General features: G+C 57.8%; 19 protein-coding genes. 11 read left to right on the top strand and 8 right to left on the bottom strand.

Going from position 1 to position 17561, the window contains the following annotated elements; genetic code table 11:
• Positions 1 to 88 precede the first annotated feature (88 nt).
• The gene (locus QMN93_RS06655; RefSeq protein WP_032661345.1) at positions 89 to 1321 is read left to right on the top strand and encodes an MFS transporter; all 1233 of its coding nucleotides are present in this window, start codon (positions 89 to 91) and stop codon (positions 1319 to 1321) included.
• A 67-nt stretch (positions 1322 to 1388) separates the two neighbouring features.
• Here QMN93_RS06655 and QMN93_RS06660 read toward each other — a convergent pair whose 3' ends face one another.
• Both QMN93_RS06660 and QMN93_RS06665 read right to left on the bottom strand, forming a co-directional pair.
• On the bottom strand, positions 1389 to 2201 hold the full coding sequence (locus QMN93_RS06660) for a Cof-type HAD-IIB family hydrolase (protein WP_182383221.1): 813 nt from the start codon (positions 2199 to 2201) through the stop codon (positions 1389 to 1391).
• Entirely contained in the window at positions 2191 to 3405 is a 1215-nt protein-coding gene (locus tag QMN93_RS06665; RefSeq protein WP_032661348.1) for an MFS transporter, read from the bottom strand. The genes QMN93_RS06660 and QMN93_RS06665 overlap by 11 nt, the downstream gene beginning before the upstream one ends.
• 81 nt (positions 3406 to 3486) lie before the next feature.
• On the opposite strand from QMN93_RS06665, the gene QMN93_RS06670 reads away from it, so the two are divergent.
• Positions 3487 to 4038 (top strand): TetR/AcrR family transcriptional regulator, encoded by a 552-nt coding sequence (locus QMN93_RS06670; protein WP_033145035.1) that lies wholly within the window; start codon positions 3487 to 3489, stop codon positions 4036 to 4038.
• Here QMN93_RS06670 and QMN93_RS06675 read toward each other — a convergent pair.
• From QMN93_RS06675 to QMN93_RS06695, 5 genes are all read right to left on the bottom strand, one after another.
• Positions 4035 to 4805 (bottom strand): SDR family NAD(P)-dependent oxidoreductase, encoded by a 771-nt coding sequence (locus QMN93_RS06675; protein ID WP_182383222.1) that lies wholly within the window; start codon positions 4803 to 4805, stop codon positions 4035 to 4037. The two genes, QMN93_RS06670 and QMN93_RS06675, sit on opposite strands and share 4 nt — an antisense overlap.
• A gap of 118 nt (positions 4806 to 4923) precedes the next feature.
• Positions 4924 to 5355 carry a glutaredoxin-dependent arsenate reductase gene (arsC, locus tag QMN93_RS06680; RefSeq protein ID WP_058842143.1) on the bottom strand — a complete coding sequence of 144 codons (432 nt, stop codon included), beginning with the start codon at positions 5353 to 5355 and terminating at the stop codon, positions 4924 to 4926.
• A gap of 12 nt (positions 5356 to 5367) precedes the next feature.
• Positions 5368 to 6657, bottom strand: a complete 1290-nt coding sequence (locus QMN93_RS06685) for an arsenic transporter (protein ID WP_182383223.1) — start codon at positions 6655 to 6657, stop codon at positions 5368 to 5370.
• A 40-nt stretch (positions 6658 to 6697) separates the two neighbouring features.
• The gene (locus QMN93_RS06690; RefSeq protein WP_033145039.1) at positions 6698 to 7018 is read right to left on the bottom strand and encodes a metalloregulator ArsR/SmtB family transcription factor; all 321 of its coding nucleotides are present in this window, start codon (positions 7016 to 7018) and stop codon (positions 6698 to 6700) included.
• 254 nt (positions 7019 to 7272) lie between these two features.
• The gene (locus QMN93_RS06695) at positions 7273 to 8958 is read right to left on the bottom strand and encodes an aspartate:alanine antiporter (RefSeq protein WP_029739442.1); all 1686 of its coding nucleotides are present in this window, start codon (positions 8956 to 8958) and stop codon (positions 7273 to 7275) included.
• Between the two features lie 273 nt (positions 8959 to 9231).
• Here QMN93_RS06695 and QMN93_RS06700 point away from each other — a divergent pair, with 273 nt between their 5' ends.
• A complete protein-coding gene (locus QMN93_RS06700; RefSeq protein WP_033145040.1) occupies positions 9232 to 9606 on the top strand; it encodes an inner membrane protein YbjM in 375 nt (124 codons plus the stop codon).
• A 30-nt stretch (positions 9607 to 9636) separates the two neighbouring features.
• On the opposite strand, the gene QMN93_RS06705 is transcribed toward QMN93_RS06700, so the two are convergent.
• The gene (locus tag QMN93_RS06705; protein ID WP_006809455.1) at positions 9637 to 9906 is read right to left on the bottom strand and encodes a GrxA family glutaredoxin; all 270 of its coding nucleotides are present in this window, start codon (positions 9904 to 9906) and stop codon (positions 9637 to 9639) included.
• Positions 9907 to 10090: 184 nt separating this feature from the next.
• On the opposite strand from QMN93_RS06705, the gene nfsA reads away from it, so the two are divergent.
• The 8 genes from nfsA to QMN93_RS06745 all read left to right on the top strand — a co-directional run bounded on the left by nfsA (position 10091) and on the right by QMN93_RS06745 (position 17536).
• Positions 10091 to 10813, top strand: a complete 723-nt coding sequence (nfsA, locus tag QMN93_RS06710; protein WP_033145041.1) for a nitroreductase NfsA — start codon at positions 10091 to 10093, stop codon at positions 10811 to 10813.
• Between the two features lie 69 nt (positions 10814 to 10882).
• Positions 10883 to 11785, top strand: a complete 903-nt coding sequence (gene rimK / locus QMN93_RS06715) for a 30S ribosomal protein S6--L-glutamate ligase (protein WP_182383224.1) — start codon at positions 10883 to 10885, stop codon at positions 11783 to 11785.
• Between the two features lie 188 nt (positions 11786 to 11973).
• Positions 11974 to 12450: a YbjN domain-containing protein gene (locus QMN93_RS06720; protein WP_014169308.1), complete on the top strand. Its 477-nt coding sequence runs from the start codon at positions 11974 to 11976 to the stop codon at positions 12448 to 12450.
• A 351-nt stretch (positions 12451 to 12801) separates the two neighbouring features.
• A complete protein-coding gene (potF, locus tag QMN93_RS06725; protein ID WP_023335062.1) occupies positions 12802 to 13914 on the top strand; it encodes a spermidine/putrescine ABC transporter substrate-binding protein PotF in 1113 nt (370 codons plus the stop codon).
• A 143-nt stretch (positions 13915 to 14057) separates the two neighbouring features.
• Complete coding sequence (potG, locus tag QMN93_RS06730; protein WP_024907855.1) at positions 14058 to 15191, top strand: putrescine ABC transporter ATP-binding subunit PotG; 1134 nt, start codon at positions 14058 to 14060, stop codon at positions 15189 to 15191.
• Positions 15192 to 15201: 10 nt separating this feature from the next.
• Complete coding sequence (potH, locus tag QMN93_RS06735; protein ID WP_033145043.1) at positions 15202 to 16155, top strand: putrescine ABC transporter permease PotH; 954 nt, start codon at positions 15202 to 15204, stop codon at positions 16153 to 16155.
• Entirely contained in the window at positions 16152 to 16997 is an 846-nt protein-coding gene (potI, locus tag QMN93_RS06740) for a putrescine ABC transporter permease PotI (protein WP_029739447.1), read from the top strand. The genes potH and potI overlap by 4 nt, the downstream gene beginning before the upstream one ends.
• Before the next feature lie 65 nt (positions 16998 to 17062).
• On the top strand, positions 17063 to 17536 hold the full coding sequence (locus tag QMN93_RS06745; protein WP_023310935.1) for a YbjO family protein: 474 nt from the start codon (positions 17063 to 17065) through the stop codon (positions 17534 to 17536).
• Positions 17537 to 17561: the final 25 nt, after the last annotated feature.

Consider the following 17561-nt stretch of genomic DNA (forward strand, 5'->3'; position numbering starts at 1 on the left):
TTATTTCTGTTTATCCTCAATAAATCACTATCTCGGGCTGCGGCATTTCATTAAACTCGTCGCGATTTTGTCATTATAAAGAGATTGCATGTTAAACCGTTCTTCTTCTGGTTCACGTCTGGGTCGTCAGGCGTTGCTTTTCCCTCTGTGTCTGGTGCTCTACGAATTCTCTACCTATATCGGCAACGATATGATCCAGCCCGGTATGCTGGCCGTTGTGGCGCAGTACAACGCGGGTATTGAGTGGGTGCCGACCTCCATGACCGCCTATCTGGCCGGCGGCATGTTTTTACAGTGGCTGTTAGGCCCGCTGTCGGATCGTATTGGCCGTCGTCCGGTAATGCTGACGGGCGTGGTGTGGTTCATCGTCACCTGTCTCGCCACGCTGCTGGCGCAAAACATTGAACAATTTACCCTGCTGCGTTTCCTGCAGGGGGTGAGCCTGTGCTTTATCGGCGCCGTGGGGTATGCCGCCATTCAGGAGTCGTTTGAAGAGGCGGTGTGTATCAAAATTACCGCGCTGATGGCGAACGTCGCGCTGATCGCTCCCTTACTCGGGCCGCTGGTGGGTGCCGCGTGGGTGCACGTTGCGCCGTGGGAAGGGATGTTTGTGCTCTTTGCGCTTCTTGCCGCCTTCGCGTTCTTTGGCCTGCACCGGGCGATGCCGGAAACCGCTACCCGCATCGGCGAGAAACTCTCGCTGAAAGAGCTGGGTCGGGATTACAAAGAAGTGCTGAAGAACGGCCGCTTTGTGGCGGGCGCGCTGGCGACCGGGTTCGTTAGCCTGCCGCTGCTGGCGTGGATCGCGCAGTCGCCGGTCATTATCATCAGCGGTGAAAAGCTCAGCAGCTACGAGTATGGCCTGCTGCAGGTGCCGATCTTTGGCGCGCTGATTATCGGGAACCTGGTGCTGGCACGTTTGACGTCACGACGCACCGTGCGTTCCCTGATTATCATGGGCGGCTGGCCGATTGCGGCAGGGCTGATTCTGGCTGCGGTCGCGACCGTCGCGTCATCCCACGCCTACCTGTGGATGACGGCGGGGCTCAGCCTCTATGCCTTCGGGATTGGCGTGGCCAACGCCGGGCTGGTGCGCCTGACGCTGTTTGCCAGCGAGATGAGTAAAGGCACGGTTTCCGCGGCGATGGGGATGCTGCAGATGCTGATTTTTACCGTCGGTATCGAGGTGAGCAAGCATGCCTACGCGATGGGCGGCAACGGGCTGTTCAGCCTGTTTAACCTCGCCAACGGCGCGCTGTGGGTTGGCCTGATGGTGGTGTTCCTGAAAGATAAACGCGTCGGGAACGCCCTGCAACCATAATCTTTTTTCCCTCTCCCCTTTGGGGAGAGGGCCAGGGTGAGGGGCGAGGGCGCCAGACCGCACGCGGTCAATTAAACGGCGCCTCCCCATCTAGCACCTTCTCAATCACGTCTAAAACGCCCTCATCGTTATTGTGCGGCGCTTCAAAACGCGCTGCCTCTTTGATGTGCGGTCTGGCATTCGCCATCGCAAAGCTGAACCCGGACTGGCGCAGCATCTCCACGTCGTTGCCGCTGTCGCCGAAGGCCACCACTTCGCTGTCGTCAATGCCCCAGCGCTTTTGCAGGATCCGCAGACCGTTAGCTTTGTGCACGCCGGGGATAATCAGGTCGATACTGCCGTGGCCGGTGGTGACGGGCACCATGATGTCGCTCAGCTTTTCATGCAGCAGCGCCTGAATTCGCGGAATTTCATCATCAGAGACGTTAAGCCCGAACTTGAAGAAAATATCGTTCAGGTTATCGAAATCGCTGACCATTTCGAGGCGGTGGTAATACTTCGCCGCGATATCCTTAAAGCCCTCGTCATAGCATTTCAGCGTGTATGCGCTGCTTTTCCCGCAGGCGATAATCTCAATGCCCGGAACCTCGTTTAACACGTTCGCGACGGTCTCGAAATGGGCTTTCGACAGTTCACCGTTAAAGACATCCTCACCTTCGCTCACGACCCAGCCGCCGTTTTCGGCGACGAACGCAATCTCATGCGCAATCTCCGGGAAAAAGGAGATCAGCTGGTAATACTGGTTGCCGCTGGCGACCACGAAGCGGATTCCTTGCGCCTTCATGCGGGCGTACTGCGCCAGAAAGCGCGGCCGATTATAGGTCTTGGCATCGCTCAGAAAAGTACCATCCATGTCGACGGCGATCAGTTTAACGCTCATATCCCTTCTCCAGTGTCGTTTGATTCGTTTCCGGCTTTGCCACCGCGCGCGCCACCAGCGCCGCGATGATGACCAACCCTAACACCACCAGCATGGCGCTGCGCAGCCCGTAGTGCTCGCCGAGGAAGCCGAGCAGCGGCGGCCCGACCAGGAAGGCGAGATAACCGGTAGTTGCCACCACGCTGACGCGCGTCGGGGCATCCGGGCCGGTGTCGCTGGCGGCGGAAATGGTCAGCGGGAAGCCAAGTGATGCCCCCAGTCCCCAGAGGATCACGGAAACGCCCGCAATCCAGTCCACGTCCACAAAGATGATCATCGCGATACCCAGGCCGCCGAGCAGGGCGCTGGCGCGCACCACCGCCACGCGGCTGTAGCGGTCGATAAACCAGCCGCCGGTGAAGCGCCCGACGGTCATTCCCAGCGTAAACCCGGCGTAAATCAGCGAGCCGGAGGTCGGGCTAAAGCCGTGACCGTCCACCATCAGCAGCGGCAGCCAGTCGTTGGCGGAACCTTCCGCGAACGCCATCGCCAGCACCACCACGCCGATCAGCATCAGCTGGAAGTCGCGGTAGAAGGGCAGCCCTTTTTCGGCCGAGTGCTGTTCGTCAGCGGAGTTCTTACCGGTGCCGTCCGGGATGGCCCGGATGCCGGTCAGGATCGGAATGATGCACACCAGCGCCGCCAGCAGGATATGCAGATTCGCGCTCACGCCGGTGGCCGTCAGCGCCATCCCCACGCCCGCACCGGCCAGCGTGCCAAGGCTGTAAAAACCGTGCATCATCGGCAGCACGGTTTTATTCATCTCACGTTCGACCGCCGCCCCTTCCACGTTGATGGCAACTTCCGCCGAACCGAAGCTGCCGCCAAATACCGTCAGGCCCAGGGCGAACAGCACCGGCGAGGCAAACCACAGCGCCACGCTCAATATGCCCATCCCGAACACGGCAAAGCACATGGTGGTGCGGATCACCGCTCGCGTACCAAAGCGCTTTACCAGCCACGCGGAGCAGAGGATGCCGCTCATGGAGCCTATCGACAGGCCGAACAGCACGATGCCCATCTCGGCGGTAGAAACGGACAAAATATCGCGAATGGCGGGGGTGCGCGTGGCCCAGGAGGCCATCAGCAGGCCGGGAATAAAGAAGAACATAAACAGCGCCCACAGGCGTCGCTGTAGGGCTTTACGGGGAGAGGTCTGCGTCATTGGGGTAGCACCAGAAGTACAACAATAGCGACAACACTAGCAAGTTTGTGTACATTTGTACACAAACCACGTGAGGAATTTATGAGCAGACCACCGAACGATCCGCATCGCCGGGAGAAGATCCTGCAGGCAACGCTCGATACTATCGCTGAGCACGGTATTCACGCCGTCACGCACCGTAAAATCGCCACCTGCGCGGGCGTGCCGCTGGGGTCGATGACCTACTATTTCGACGGCATGGAGCCGCTGCTGGAGGAGGCCTTCACGTGGTTTACCCGACAGATGTCGCAGCAGTACCGGGATTTCTTCGCCGGCGTCACCGGGCCGGAAATGGCGTGCGAATCTATCACCACCCTGATCCACAGCTCGCAGGTGACCACGCCGCACAACATGGCGCTGATGTATCAGCTCTACGCCTTTATGCACCGCAGCGCGGCGCTGAAAACGGTGATGCAGGACTGGATGAAGATGAGCCAGACCACGCTGGAGCAGTGGTTCGACCCGGTTACCACCCGCGCCCTGGACGCGTTTATCGAAGGGATGACGCTGCACTATGTCACCGACCGGGCGCCGTTAACCCGGGAGGAGATCCGGGCGATGGTGGGGAGAATTGCGGGCGAGGGCGGCCGCTAGGTTGCGCCCGCGGTCATATTGACGGTGGTTCCCGTCATAGCGCCTGCCGCATCTGAGGCCAGAAACGTAATCGTGTCTGCCACCTGTGCCAGCGTCGGCAGGCGACGCGTCAGGGTGCTTTGCGCGGCACCGCTGAGAAACTGCTCAACCGTAATCCCCATCGTCTGCGCCCTGGCGGCGAAAATGGCTCCCACATACGAACCCGCCTGCACCGCGTCTGCTATCGCGTGCGAACGCACGCACAGCACGCGAATATTTTTTGTCCCCAGCTCCGCCGCCAGCGCCCGGGTCAAGGCTTCCGTTCCCGCGCAGCCGACGATATGCCCGAGGTGGCCCGCGATCGTCATGTTCGCGGCAGGCGCGACGACGGTAATAATGACTCCACCATGCTCGCCGCCCATGCGGGGCGACACGGCTTTCGCAATGTTAAAGTAGGCGGCCAGGAAGGGATCAAAACCCTGCCTGAACTCATCGAGCGTTAACGTCTCAAGGCGTTTGCCCTGATCGTGCATAAAGCCCGTGGCGTTGACGACGATATCAATGCGGGCAAGGTCCGGGAGCTGCGAGGAATCATCGAGTGCATCGAACATAAACGTGCTGGCAGACCCTCCGGCGGCGCGAATACGGCTGGCGACCTGCTTCAGCCTGGCGTGGTCGCGCGCGGCGAGGTACACATCCGCCCCTTCACGCGCCAGAGCGTGCGCCACTGAGCTGCCGATGACGCCGCTGCCGCCGAAGATAACGGCGGTTTTGTTTTTAAAGCCCATACCTGCATACCCTCACCAGGATTAACCCTCAGAAGTATGTGCCGGGTTTCGGCTGATGCAACCTGGCAGATGGGTGGGGTATGCGGCTGGAAGGCCTTACTGCGCCATTATCAACGGGTTACTTTGGCGAGATTTTTTTGCCGCTGGCGTCCACGACGGCTTCGCCATCCTCTTTCGTAAACGCCCCTTTCTGCGCATCCGGCAGGATGTCGAGGACGACTTCAGACGGGCGGCACAGGCGGGTACCCAGCGGCGTCACCACGATCGGACGGTTAATCAGGATCGGGTGCTGCAGCATAAAATCAATAAGCTGGTCGTCGGTGAACTTATCGTCGGCAAGGCCGAGCTGTTCATAGGGCTCCACGTTTTTACGCAGCAGATCCCGCACTGAAATGCCCATCTCGGCAATCAGGGTGGTCAGCTTATCGCGCGACGGCGGGGTTTCCAGATAAAGGATAATCTCTGGCTCCGTGCCGCTGTTGCGGATCATCTCCAGCGTGTTGCGCGAGGTTCCGCAGGCCGGGTTGTGATAAATGGTGATGTGGCTCATATCAGTGGCTCATTACAGTGTGAAGGAGAGACGTAGCGCCAGCGCGGCGAGCGTCACAAACAGGACCGGCAGCGTCATAACGATGCCCGTCCGGAAATAGTAGCCCCAGGTGATCGTCATGTTTTTCTGCGCCAGCACGTGGAGCCAGAGCAGGGTAGCGAGGCTGCCGATAGGCGTGATTTTCGGCCCCAGATCGCAGCCAATCACGTTGGCGTAAATCATCGCTTCCTTGATTAGTCCTGTCGCCGTACTGCCCTCGATGGAGAGCGCGCCAATCAGCACGGTGGGCATATTGTTCATTATGGATGACAGAAACGCGGTGATGAACCCGGTTCCCAGCGTGGTGGCCCACAGCCCGTGTCCGGCCAGGCTATCCAGTACGCCTGTGAGAGAGTCCGTCAGCCCGGCATTGCGCAGGCCATACACCACCAGATACATCCCCAGCGAAAAGATAACGATCTGCCACGGCGCGCCGCGCAGCACTTTTCCGGTGTTTATCGCATGTCCGCGTTTTGCGACAGCGAATAAAATCAGCGCGCCGACGGTCGCGATGGCGCTGACCGGAATGCCGAGAGGTTCAAGCACAAAGAAACCGACGAGAAGCAGCAGCAGGACGATCCAGCCCGTTCTGAACGTCGGGAGATCGTGAATGGCCCGCGCGGGCTCGCGGAGTTTTGCCAGGTCATATTCCGGGGGGATTTCCTTGCGAAAGAACAGATGCAGCATCACCAGCGTTGCGGCAATCGCGGCGATATCTACAGGGATCATCACCGAGGCGTACTCGCTGAACCCCAGCTTAAAAAAGTCTGCCGACACGATGTTGACCAGGTTAGACACAATCAGCGGCAGGCTGGCGGTATCGGCGATAAAGCCCGCCGCCATCACAAACGCCAGCGTGGCCTGCTTGCTGAACCCCAGCGCCAGCAGCATGGCGATCACGATAGGGGTCAGGATCAGCGCCGCACCGTCATTGGCAAACAGCGCCGCCACGGCTGCGCCCAGCAGCACGATATACGTAAACAGCAATCGCCCGCGGCCGTTCCCCCAGCGGGCAACGTGCAGCGCCGCCCACTCGAAAAAGCCGGACTCATCCAGCAGCAGGCTGATGATGATGACGGCAATGAACGTTGCCGTGGCGTTCCAGACGAAATTCCACACGACCGGAATATCGTTAATGTGAATCACGCCGCTGGCCAGCGCCAGTACGGCGCCGATAGTCGCGCTCCAGCCGATACTGAGCCCTTTGGGCTGCCAGATGACCAGTACCAGCGTAAACAGAAAAATAGCCCCTGCCAGAAACATCTTCTACTCCGTTATATCTGTTTTTGTGAATGTGTTTTGCCTAGCACGAGCCTGAGAGTCGGTTTTTAAGCTTCATGCGCGTCTCGTCCCGCAGGCAGTTCCAGCTGTTGTCGATAACGGTTGCCGCCCATGCAGGCATGTTGGGAGACAAACGGTAATAGACCCACTTCCCCTCGCGACGGTCGATAACCAGCCCGGACTCGCGCAGCAACGCCATGTGGCGGGAGACCTTAGGCTGAGACTCGGTGGTTGCGGAGCAGAGATCGCATACGCATAGCTCGCCCGCTTCGCGGAGCAGCATGACGATGGCGAGCCGCGTTTCGTCGGAGAGGGTTTTAAAGAGCTGGAGTGGGTGGAGCATGGGCGTTCCTGCAGGTGGAATGATTTATATATGTTTAATCATATATGTTTTGATTGCAGGATAGAAGCGGAGATGAGAGGTACGGGAATTTCAGGCAACAAAAAACCCATCAACCTTGAACCAAAACGGCGGGGTTGATGGGCTCCACAAATTGGGGACATCAAAGAAAAGCAGTGGCACTAGTTATGACTGCCCCCTGATAAAAAAGTTCTGCGCGTGACGAAAATAATTTTCCCCGCGCGCAAACTTAGGAGTTATCCGAGTCCGGGCCAGATGATAACGATCAGCGTACCCGCCAGGGTCAGCAGCACGTTAGCGATAGCGTACGTGCCCGCATACCCCAGCGCCGGGATGTTGCTGCGCGCGGTGTCGCTGATGATTTCCATGGCCGGCGCACAGGTACGTGCGCCCATCATCGCCCCGAACAGCAGGGCGCGGTTCATGCGCAGCACGTAGGCGCCGAACAGGAAGCAGATCACCACCGGCACCAGGCTGACGATAAGTCCGGAAACCAGCATCTGCCAGCCAACGGCGCCCAGGCTGTGGCCGATGCCGCTTCCCGCGCTTAAGCCGACGCCCGCCATAAACACCATCAGACCGAACTCTTTCACCATGTTCAGCGCGCCCTGCGGAATGTAGCCGAAGGTTGGGTGGTTGGCTCGCAGGAAGCCCAGCATGATCCCGGCGAACAGCAGCCCGGCGGCGTTACCGATGCCAAAACTGAAGTTGCTGAACTGGAAGGTGATCATCCCGATCATCAGGCCAACGATAAAGAAGGCGCAGAAGGCCAGCAGGTCGGTGACCTGGCTGTGAATGGAGATAAAGCCGATGCGGTCGGCAACGGTTTTCACGCGTCGCGCGTCGCCGCTGACCTGCAAAACATCGCCTTTGTTGAGCACGACGTTATCGTCGATTGGCATCTCAATCTGGCTGCGGATCACGCGGTTGAGGAAGCAGCCGTGGTCGGTCAGCTTCAGCTGCGCCAGACGTCGGCCCACGGCGTTATGGTTTTTCACCACGATCTCTTCGGTGACGATACGCATGTCGAGCAGATCGCGATCGAACACCTCTTTGCCGTTACGGAAGCTCGGGTCGAGACGGGCGTGGGCGTCCGGGTAACCCACCAGCGCGATGTCGTCGCCCATCTGCAGCACCGCGTCGCCGTCCGGGTTCGCCAGAATGCCGTTGCGGCGGATACGTTCGATATAGCAGCCCGTCTGGCGGTAAATCCCCAGCTCGCGCAGGTTTTTGCCGTCAGCCCATGCCACCAGCTCTGGCCCGACGCGATAGGCGCGGATCACCGGGAGATAGACTTTACGTTTGGAATCGGTATCGAGACCGCGCTCGCGCGCGATTTGCTGGGCGCTGGTCTGCAGATCCTGGTGCTGAAGTTTTGGCAGGTAGCGCGCGCCGACGATCAGGCTCACCAGACCAATCAGATAGGTCAGGGCATAGCCCAGGCTCAGGTGGTCGAGGGCGGTAGAAAGCTGCGCGCCGGCCATGCCGGAATGGCGCAGGGTATCACCGGCACCCACGAGCACGGGGGTGGAGGTCATGGAGCCTGCCAGCATACCGGCCGTTAACCCGATATCCCAGCCAAACAGTTTACCCAGCCCTAACGCGATCAGCAGCGCGCTGCCGACCATCACCAGCGCCAGCATCAGATAATTTTTGCCGTCGCGGAAGAAAATTGAAAAAAAGTTCGGTCCCGCTTCCACGCCAACACAAAAAATAAACAGCATAAAGCCTAAGTTGAGCGCGTCCGTGTTAATGCTGAAGTGCTGCTGGCCTAATAATAAGGAGACGACTAAAACGCCAATGGAATTACCAAGTTGAACTGAACCCAGGCGCAATTTACCCAGGCAGAGGCCCAGCGCCAGTACCACAAATAATAACAGGATGTAATTCCCATTTAACAAGTCTGCGACGTTTATATTCACGGAGGCTAACTTCTTGTTTACCAGTAAGTTGTTGAATGAAAGGACTATTTGGGCTACTGTTTTCTGAGCCAGGGAACGTGTTCAACCCTCCCTGTTACCTAATTTATTCCCTAAAACATTAGCTGGCCGATAGTTTAATCGTATTAGCTACTGACAGCTACCTATTATCGCATCACCCTGTGCGTACTTTGGCAAGGATTGCCGCATTGCTTTATCTGACTGGGCGTCTACCCGACGAAGGTGTATTTGATAGAGATAAGTCAGGAGGATAGTTTGAACATTAAACGAAACTGGGCGGGGGTGATCAGCTGCTTTTTGCTGTTTACCGTCGTGTGCATGTCGCTCGCTTTTAATGTGAAGGGGGCATTCAGGGCTGCCGGACACCCGGAGCTGGGGCTGCTCTTTTTTACCCTGCCGGGAGCGGCAGCCAGTTTTCTTTCCCGTAAAGGGGAGGTGGTCAAGCCGCTTATTGGCGCAATGCTGGCGGCACCGCTGTGTCTGCTGCTGATGCGCATGCTGTATGTGTCAACGCGAAGTTTCTGGCAGGAGATGGCGTGGTTGCTGAGCGGCGTCTTCTGGTGCGCCCTCGGCGCCCTGTGCTATTTGTTTGTGTGCAGCCTGATTAAGCATCGACGGCACCACAAATAAAAACGCCCTCCGGGTGAGGGCGTCTTCGCATTACTGGGCGGCAAACAGGCCCAGATGTTCTTTGGCGTAAGCTTCAAAGTCAGTGCAACCGCCGATGTGTTTCTGATCGAGGAAGATCTGCGGTACGGTTTCAACCGGCTTGCCGACGGTTTTTTCGAGATCCGCTTTGGTGATGCCTTCCGCGTGGATGTCCACGTAGCGGAAGTTGAAGTCATCGCGCTCTTCGGTCAGTTTCTCAGCCAGCTCTTTCGCGCGCACACAGTAAGGGCACCCTGGACGACCAAAAATTACTGCAAACATTTCTCTCTCCTCAAAAAACAAGCCTGACGGCGAATAGGACATATAGTGCCCGATAACCTGCCGCCATTAAAGAAGGTTTCGCCTGTCGCTTTGATACAGTAAGGCTATGTTTCGCCAATTACACCGCGCAAATCATTGCCTATACTGGCTGCCATACGGTTTAAGCAAGACAAAGAGAGACAAGATGACGCCAACCATAGACCTGCTCACATCCCACCGTTCCATTCGCCACTTCACCGACGAGCCGATTACCGAGGCGCAGCGCGAAGCGATTATTAACAGCGCCAGGGCGACCTCCAGCTCCAGCTTTCTGCAGTGCAGCTCGATTATCCGCATTACCGACCCGGCCATGCGTGAACAGCTGGTCGCGCTGACCGGCGGACAGAAGCATGTGGCCCAGGCCGCGGAGTTCTGGGTGTTCTGCGCCGACTTTAACCGCCACCTGCAGATCTGCCCTGAGGCCGAGCTGGGGCTGGCCGAACAGCTGCTGCTGGGCGTGGTGGATACCGCACTGATGGCGCAAAACGCCTTTACGGCGGCAGAGTCGCTGGGATTAGGCGGTGTCTACATCGGTGGCCTGCGTAACAACATTGAAAGCGTGACCGAGCTGCTGAAGCTGCCAAAACACGTCCTGCCGCTGTTCGGCCTGTGCCTCGGCTGGCCTGCGGATAACCCGGATCTGAAGCCGCGTATTCCTGCCGCCATGCTGGTGCACGAAAACCACTACCAGCCGGTCGATCAGGACGTCCTGAATCAATATGATGAAGAGCTGGCGAACTACTACCTGACGCGCGGCAGCAATAACCGTCGGGATACCTGGACTGACCATATTCGTCGCACCATCATTAAAGAAAACCGCCCGTTTATTCTTGATTACCTGCACAAACAGGGCTGGGCGACGCGATAGTCCATTCCGCCTGCGCCTGCCTGCGTATATGATATGCAGGCTTTTTCCATGTCTTCAGAGAGGTGCAGGGTGAAAATTGCCATATTGTCCCGGGATGGAACGCTCTATTCATGTAAGCGCCTGCGAGACGCGGCGGCGAAACGCGGGCATCAGGTTGAGATCCTCGACCCGATGTCCTGCTATATGAACATTGACCCGGCCGCCTCGTCGATTCACTACAAAGGCCGCAAGCTGCCGCACTTTGATGCCGTGATCCCGCGCATCGGCTCCCAGATCACCTATTACGGCACCGCCGCGCTGCGCCAGTTTGAGATGCTGGGCAGCTATCCGCTCAACGAATCCGTCGCCATTTCGCGCGCCCGCGACAAGCTGCGCTCGCTGCAGCTCCTCGCCCGTCAGGGGATCGATCTTCCGGTTACGGGGATTGCCCATTCACCGGACGACACCAGCGATCTTATCGATATGGTGGGCGGTGCGCCTTTGGTCATCAAGCTGGTGGAAGGCACGCAGGGCATTGGCGTGGTGCTGGCGGAAACGCGTCAGGCGGCGGAGAGCGTGATTGATGCCTTTCGGGGCCTCAATGCCCACATCCTGGTGCAGGAGTACATCGAAGAGGCGAAAGGGCGCGATATTCGCTGCTTCGTGGTCGGCAATGAAGTGGTGGCGGCCATCGAGCGCCAGGCGAAAGAGGGCGATTTCCGCTCTAACCTTCACCGCGGCGGCGTGGCGAGGGTAGCTGATATTACCGATCGCGAACGGGAAATTGCCGTCAAAGCGGCGCAAACCCTGGGGCTGGACGTGGCGGGCGTAGACCTTCTGCGGGCGACGCGCGGGCCGCTGGTCATGGAGGTGAACGCTTCGCCGGGGCTGGAAGGCGTAGAAAAAACCACAGGTGTCGATATTGCAGGTAAAATGATCGCATGGATCGAGCGTCATGCCACGCCAGGCTACTGTCTGAAAACGGGCGGTTAAATGGTATTGAACGCACTTTTTGCGTAATCTATACCCTAAATAATTCGAGTTGCAGGAAGGCGGCAAGGGAGTGAATCCCCTGGAGCTTACATTAGTAAGTGACTGGGGTGAACGAGCGCAGCCAACGCACATGCAACTTGAAGTATGACGGGTATATGCGAAGTTTTTAATTAAGAGGCTGCACAGCGATGGATTTACAGGTCGTACCTACACTGGATACGTTACGTCAATGGCTTGATGATGCCGGAATTACATTCTTCGAATGCGATTCCTGCCAGGCGCTGCATCTGCCTCATATGCAGAATTTCGACGGCATTTTCGATGCCAAAATCGATCTCATTAACGACGTGATCCTTTTCTCCGCGCTGGCCGAAGTGAAGCCCTCCGCGCTGCTGGCGCTGGCCTCCGACCTGTCAGCGATCAACGCCAGTTCTTTGACGGTGAAAGCATTTCTCGACATACAGGATGATAATCTGCCAAAACTGGTCGTTTGCCAGTCTTTATTCTCCGGTGCCGGGCTGTCGTTCAAGCAGTTCTCCTGGTTTATGCGCTTGAGCGAAGAGCAAATTTCCATGGTCATGATGGAAGCCAATGCACACCATCTGCTGTATAGCGCGGAAGATGATGCAGAGAATAATGATGCATCTCCCAATTTTCTTCACTAAGCCTGTCTGACTTTTGCGCAGTCGCTGCCATAGCGGCTGCAGAAGGCCATTTTTTCTGCTGCTTTTAACCTTTCTTTAAAGAGTTTTTCACCTCCCTGAAGGCCGTTTCGGCTTATCACGTAGACATAACCTGCATAAAAAATTGATAAAAGGCGTTTTTTCGTCTGGGCTATAGCCGGAGACACGGGCTACAGTTATTCTTGCGATGCTTAAAAAAGCGAGCGGAAGCTGCCGGGTAAAGAGGTTTCTTTTTATTTTGGGCAGAGCGACAAACTATGCATGATTATTGCATATCTTCAGATTGCACAGTTTTAGTTCGTTTGTTAACGAGCTTTCAGAAGGAATAAAGATATGATCGCCTTGAATAAAAAATGGTTATCGGGTCTGGTTGCGGGTGCTCTGATGGCCGTCTCTGCCGGCACGCTCGCTGCGGAACAAAAAACGCTGCACGTTTACAACTGGTCTGACTATATCGCGCCGGACACGGTGGCGAATTTTGAAAAAGAGACCGGCATTAAAGTGGTCTACGACGTATTCGATTCCAACGAAGTGCTGGAAGGAAAGCTGATGGCGGGCAGCACCGGGTTTGATCTCGTGGTGCCTTCCGCAAGCTTCCTCGAGCGCCAGCTGACGGCAGGCGTCTTCCAGCCGCTGGACAAGAGCAAGTTACCGAACTGGAAAAACCTCGATCCGGAAGTGCTGAAGCTGGTGGCGAAGCATGACCCGGACAACAAATACGCCATGCCTTACCTGTGGGCGACCACCGGTATTGGCTACAACGTGGATAAAGTCAAAGCGGTGCTGGGCCCGGACGTCAAGCTGGACAGCTGGGACGTGGTGCTGAAGCCGGAAAACCTTGAGAAGCTGAAAAGCTGCGGCGTCTCCTTCCTCGATGCGCCGGAAGAGATTTTCGCCACCGTGCTGAACTACCTGGGCAAAGACCCGAACAGCAGTAAAGCCGATGATTACACCGGCCCGGCGACCGATCTGCTGCTGAAGCTGCGTCCAAACATTCGTTACTTCCACTCGTCTCAGTACATTAACGACCTGGCGAACGGCGACATCTGCGTCGCGATCGGCTGGGCAGGGGACGTGTGGCAGGCGGCTAACCGCGCGAAAGAGGCGAAAAACGGCGTGAACGTCTCTTACTTCATTCCGAAAGAGGGGGCGCTGGCCTTCTTTGACGTCTTCGCGATGCCGGCTGATGCGAAAAACAAAGACGAAGCCTATCAGTTCCTCAACTACCTGATGCGTCCTGAGGTGATCGCCCACATCAGCGACCACGTATACTACGCGAACGGTAACAAGGCCTCCGTGCCGCTGGTAAGCGAAGAAATCCGTAACAACCCGGCTATCTATCCGCCAGCGGATGTGTTCGCCAAGCTCTTCACCCTGAAAGTGCAGGATCCAAAAATTGACCGCGTGCGTACCCGCGCGTGGACCAAGGTGAAAAGCGGTAAATAACGGCGTTGGGTATTGTTGCCCGGTGGCGCTGTCGCCTACCGGGCCTGTACAACCCGTAGGCCGGGCAAGCGTTAGCGCCGCCCGGCGATGCGCACCCTGACGGTGCGTTTGCACCAGTACTGATCTATGCCGGAGAACACCCCGTGAATGACGCGATCCCCCGCCCGCAGGCGAAAGTCCGTAAAGCGCTGACCCCGCTTCTTGAAATTCGTAACCTCACCAAATCTTTCGATGGCCAGCATGCCGTGGACGACGTCAGCCTGACTATCTATAAAGGCGAAATTTTTGCCCTCCTGGGAGCTTCTGGCTGCGGAAAATCGACCCTGCTGCGTATGCTGGCCGGTTTTGAACAGCCCACCGCCGGGCAAATCATGCTTGATGGCGTGGATCTCTCCAGCGTGCCGCCGTATCAGCGCCCGATTAACATGATGTTCCAGTCCTACGCGCTGTTCCCGCACATGACGGTGGAGCAGAACATCGCCTTTGGCCTGAAGCAGGACAAGCTGCCGAAGGCCGAAATTACCGCGCGCGTGGCCGAGATGCTGAGCCTGGTGCACATGCAGGAGTTCGCGAAGCGTAAGCCGCACCAGCTCTCCGGCGGCCAGCGCCAGCGCGTGGCCCTGGCCCGCAGTCTGGCAAAACGCCCGAAATTATTGTTGCTCGATGAGCCGATGGGCGCGCTGGATAAAAAACTGCGCGACCGTATGCAGCTCGAAGTGGTGGATATCCTCGAGCGCGTGGGGGTGACCTGCGTGATGGTGACCCACGACCAGGAAGAAGCGATGACCATGGCCGGACGCATCGCGATCATGAACCGCGGGAAGTTCGTGCAGATTGGCGAGCCGGAAGAGATTTATGAGCACCCGACCACCCGCTACAGCGCGGAGTTTATCGGCTCGGTCAACGTCTTCGAAGGGCTGCTGAAAGATCGTCAGGAGGATGGCCTGGTCATCGAATCGCCGGGGCTGCAGCATCCGCTTAAGGTCGATCCGGATAACTCCGTGGTGGATAACGTGCCGGTCTACGTCGCGCTGCGTCCGGAGAAGATCATGCTCTGTGAGGATCCGCCTGCCGATGGCTATAACTTTGCCGTGGGCGAAGTGGTGCACATTGCCTATCTGGGCGACCTGTCTATCTACCACGTGCGGCTGAAAAGCGGGCAGATGCTCAGCGCGCAGCTACAGAACGAACATCGCTACCGCAAGGGGCAGCCAACATGGGGTGACGAAGTGCGCCTGTGCTGGGATGCTGACAGTTGCGTCGTACTGACGGTATAAGGAGCGGCAAATGAGTGCACTTGAACCTCCAGCTCGCGCAGAAAAGCCGGGCGGTTTTGCCCAGTGGCTGACGCGCTTGCAGATGAACCACGGCCGCAAGCTGGTGATCGCCATGCCGTACGTGTGGCTGATCCTGCTGTTCCTGCTGCCGTTTCTGATTGTTTTCAAGATAAGCCTGGCGGAAATGGCGCGGGCGATCCCGCCCTATACCAACCTGCTGGACTGGGCCGACGGGCAGCTGACGCTGACGCTTAATCTCGGCAACTTCCTGCAGCTCACCGACGATCCGCTCTATTTCGAAGCGTATCTGCAGTCGCTGCAGGTGGCGGCGATTTCGACGCTCTGCTGTCTGGTGATGGGCTACCCGCTGGCGTGGGCGGTGGCGCACAGCAAGCCGTCGACGCGTAACATCCTGCTGCTGCTGGTGATCCTGCCGTCGTGGACCTCGTTCCTGATCCGCGTTTACGCCTGGATGGGGATCCTGAAAAACAACGGCGTGCTGAATAACTTTCTCATGTGGCTCGGGGTTATCGATCAGCCGCTGACGATCCTGCACACCAACCTCGCGGTCTATATCGGCATTGTGTACGCCTATCTGCCGTTTATGGTTCTGCCGATCTACACGGCCCTGACGCGCATTGATTACTCGCTGGTGGAAGCGTCGCTCGATCTTGGCGCCCGTCCGTTAAAAACCTTCTTCAGCGTGATTGTCCCGCTGACCAAAGGCGGCATTATCGCCGGGTCAATGCTGGTCTTTATCCCGGCAGTGGGGGAGTTTGTGATCCCGGAACTGCTCGGAGGCCCGGACAGCATCATGATTGGCCGCGTGCTGTGGCAGGAGTTCTTCAATAACCGCGACTGGCCGGTGGCCTCGGCGGTAGCGATTGTCATGCTCCTGCTGCTGATCGTGCCGATCATGTGGTTCCACAAGCATCAGCAGAAACAGATGGGAGATCACGGATGAACAATTTACCGGTAGTGCGCTCTCCGTGGCGAATTGCGATTCTCGTTATCGGCTTTACCTTCCTGTATGCGCCGATGCTGATGCTGGTGATCTACTCCTTCAACAGCTCCAAGCTGGTGACGGTCTGGGCGGGCTGGTCGACGCGCTGGTACAGCGAGCTGTTCCACGACGATGCGATGATGAGCGCGGTGGGGCTGAGCCTGACCATTGCTGCCCTTGCGGCGACAATGGCGTCGGTGCTGGGCACGATCGCCGCGCTGGTGATGGTGCGCTTCGGGCGTTTTCGCGGCTCAAACGGGTTCGCCTTTATGATCACCGCGCCGCTGGTCATGCCGGACGTGATCACCGGTCTCGCGCTGCTGCTGCTGTTCGTGGCCCTGGCGCACGCCATCGGCTGGCCGGCGGATCGCGGCATGCTCACCATCTGGCTGGCGCACGTCACCTTCTGTACGGCCTACGTGGCGGTTGTGATCTCCTCGCGCATGCGCGAGCTGGATCGCTCCATTGAAGAGGCGGCGATGGATCTTGGCGCGACGCCGCTGAAGGTCTTTTTCATCATTACCCTGCCGATGATTATGCCGGCGGTGATCTCCGGCTGGCTGCTGGCGTTTACGCTGTCGCTGGACGATCTGGTTATCGCCAGCTTTGTCTCCGGACCGGGCGCGACGACGCTGCCGATGCTGGTCTTCTCCAGCGTGCGCATGGGGGTCAACCCGGAGATCAACGCCCTGGCCTCTATCATCCTCGGCGTGGTCGGAATTGTCGGATTTATCGCCTGGTATTTGATGGCGCGCGCGGAAAAACAGCGCGTGCGCGATATCCAGCGTGCAAGACGCGGCTGAAGGATTTAAAATTTCCAGTGAAGTGCCGCGCATGACGCGGCACTGTTTTTCAGGGAAGTAAAACATTGGGATTATTAAAAAAATCACGTACTACGCACGCGCGTCCTAACGTACCTGCACTGGTTCAGGTGGCGGCGCTCGCCATTATTATGATCCGCTGCCTGGACGTGCTGATGATTCTGAACACCCTGGGCGTGCGCGGCATCGGTGAATTCATTCACCGCAGCGTGCAGACGTGGAATCTGACGCTGGTCTTTTTGAGCAGCCTGGTGCTGGTGTTTATCGAGATCTACTGCGCGTTTTCGCTGGTCAAAGGGCGCAACTGGGCGCGCTGGGTCTATCTGCTGACGCAAATTACCGCCGCCAGCTATCTGTGGGCCGCCTCGCTGGGATACGGTTACCCGGAGCTGTTCAGCATTGCCGGGGAATCCAAACGCGAGATCCTGCGCGCGCTGTTTATGCAAAAATTGCCGGATATGCTGGTGCTCTGTCTACTCTTCGTTCCGGCCTCAAGCCGGCGGTTCTTCCGCCTGCAATAATGTGTATAATCGCAGCCCTCGTGAT

Origin of the sequence: Enterobacter sp. R-1.6.2, from assembly GCF_035064085.1 — a bacterium.
Lineage (GTDB): Bacteria > Pseudomonadota > Gammaproteobacteria > Enterobacterales > Enterobacteriaceae > Enterobacter > Enterobacter asburiae_B.

What these genes read in the sequence shown, in the direction of transcription:
- nfsA (WP_033145041.1), top strand. Translation starts at nt 10,091, where the DNA reads ATGACGCCAACCATAGACCTGCTCACATCCCACCGTTCCATTCGCCAC.
- QMN93_RS06670 (WP_033145035.1), top strand. Translation starts at nt 3,487, where the DNA reads ATGAGCAGACCACCGAACGATCCGCATCGCCGGGAGAAGATCCTGCAG.
- potI (WP_029739447.1), top strand. Translation starts at nt 16,152, where the DNA reads ATGAACAATTTACCGGTAGTGCGCTCTCCGTGGCGAATTGCGATTCTC.
- QMN93_RS06655 (WP_032661345.1), top strand. Translation starts at nt 89, where the DNA reads ATGTTAAACCGTTCTTCTTCTGGTTCACGTCTGGGTCGTCAGGCGTTG.
- QMN93_RS06675 (WP_182383222.1), bottom strand. Translation starts at nt 4,805, where the DNA reads ATGGGCTTTAAAAACAAAACCGCCGTTATCTTCGGCGGCAGCGGCGTC.
- QMN93_RS06690 (WP_033145039.1), bottom strand. Translation starts at nt 7,018, where the DNA reads ATGCTCCACCCACTCCAGCTCTTTAAAACCCTCTCCGACGAAACGCGG.
- QMN93_RS06720 (WP_014169308.1), top strand. Translation starts at nt 11,974, where the DNA reads ATGGATTTACAGGTCGTACCTACACTGGATACGTTACGTCAATGGCTT.
- potH (WP_033145043.1), top strand. Translation starts at nt 15,202, where the DNA reads ATGAGTGCACTTGAACCTCCAGCTCGCGCAGAAAAGCCGGGCGGTTTT.
- arsC (WP_058842143.1), bottom strand. Translation starts at nt 5,355, where the DNA reads ATGAGCCACATCACCATTTATCACAACCCGGCCTGCGGAACCTCGCGC.
- QMN93_RS06660 (WP_182383221.1), bottom strand. Translation starts at nt 2,201, where the DNA reads ATGAGCGTTAAACTGATCGCCGTCGACATGGATGGTACTTTTCTGAGC.
- QMN93_RS06685 (WP_182383223.1), bottom strand. Translation starts at nt 6,657, where the DNA reads ATGTTTCTGGCAGGGGCTATTTTTCTGTTTACGCTGGTACTGGTCATC.
- QMN93_RS06705 (WP_006809455.1), bottom strand. Translation starts at nt 9,906, where the DNA reads ATGTTTGCAGTAATTTTTGGTCGTCCAGGGTGCCCTTACTGTGTGCGC.
- QMN93_RS06665 (WP_032661348.1), bottom strand. Translation starts at nt 3,405, where the DNA reads ATGACGCAGACCTCTCCCCGTAAAGCCCTACAGCGACGCCTGTGGGCG.
- potF (WP_023335062.1), top strand. Translation starts at nt 12,802, where the DNA reads ATGATCGCCTTGAATAAAAAATGGTTATCGGGTCTGGTTGCGGGTGCT.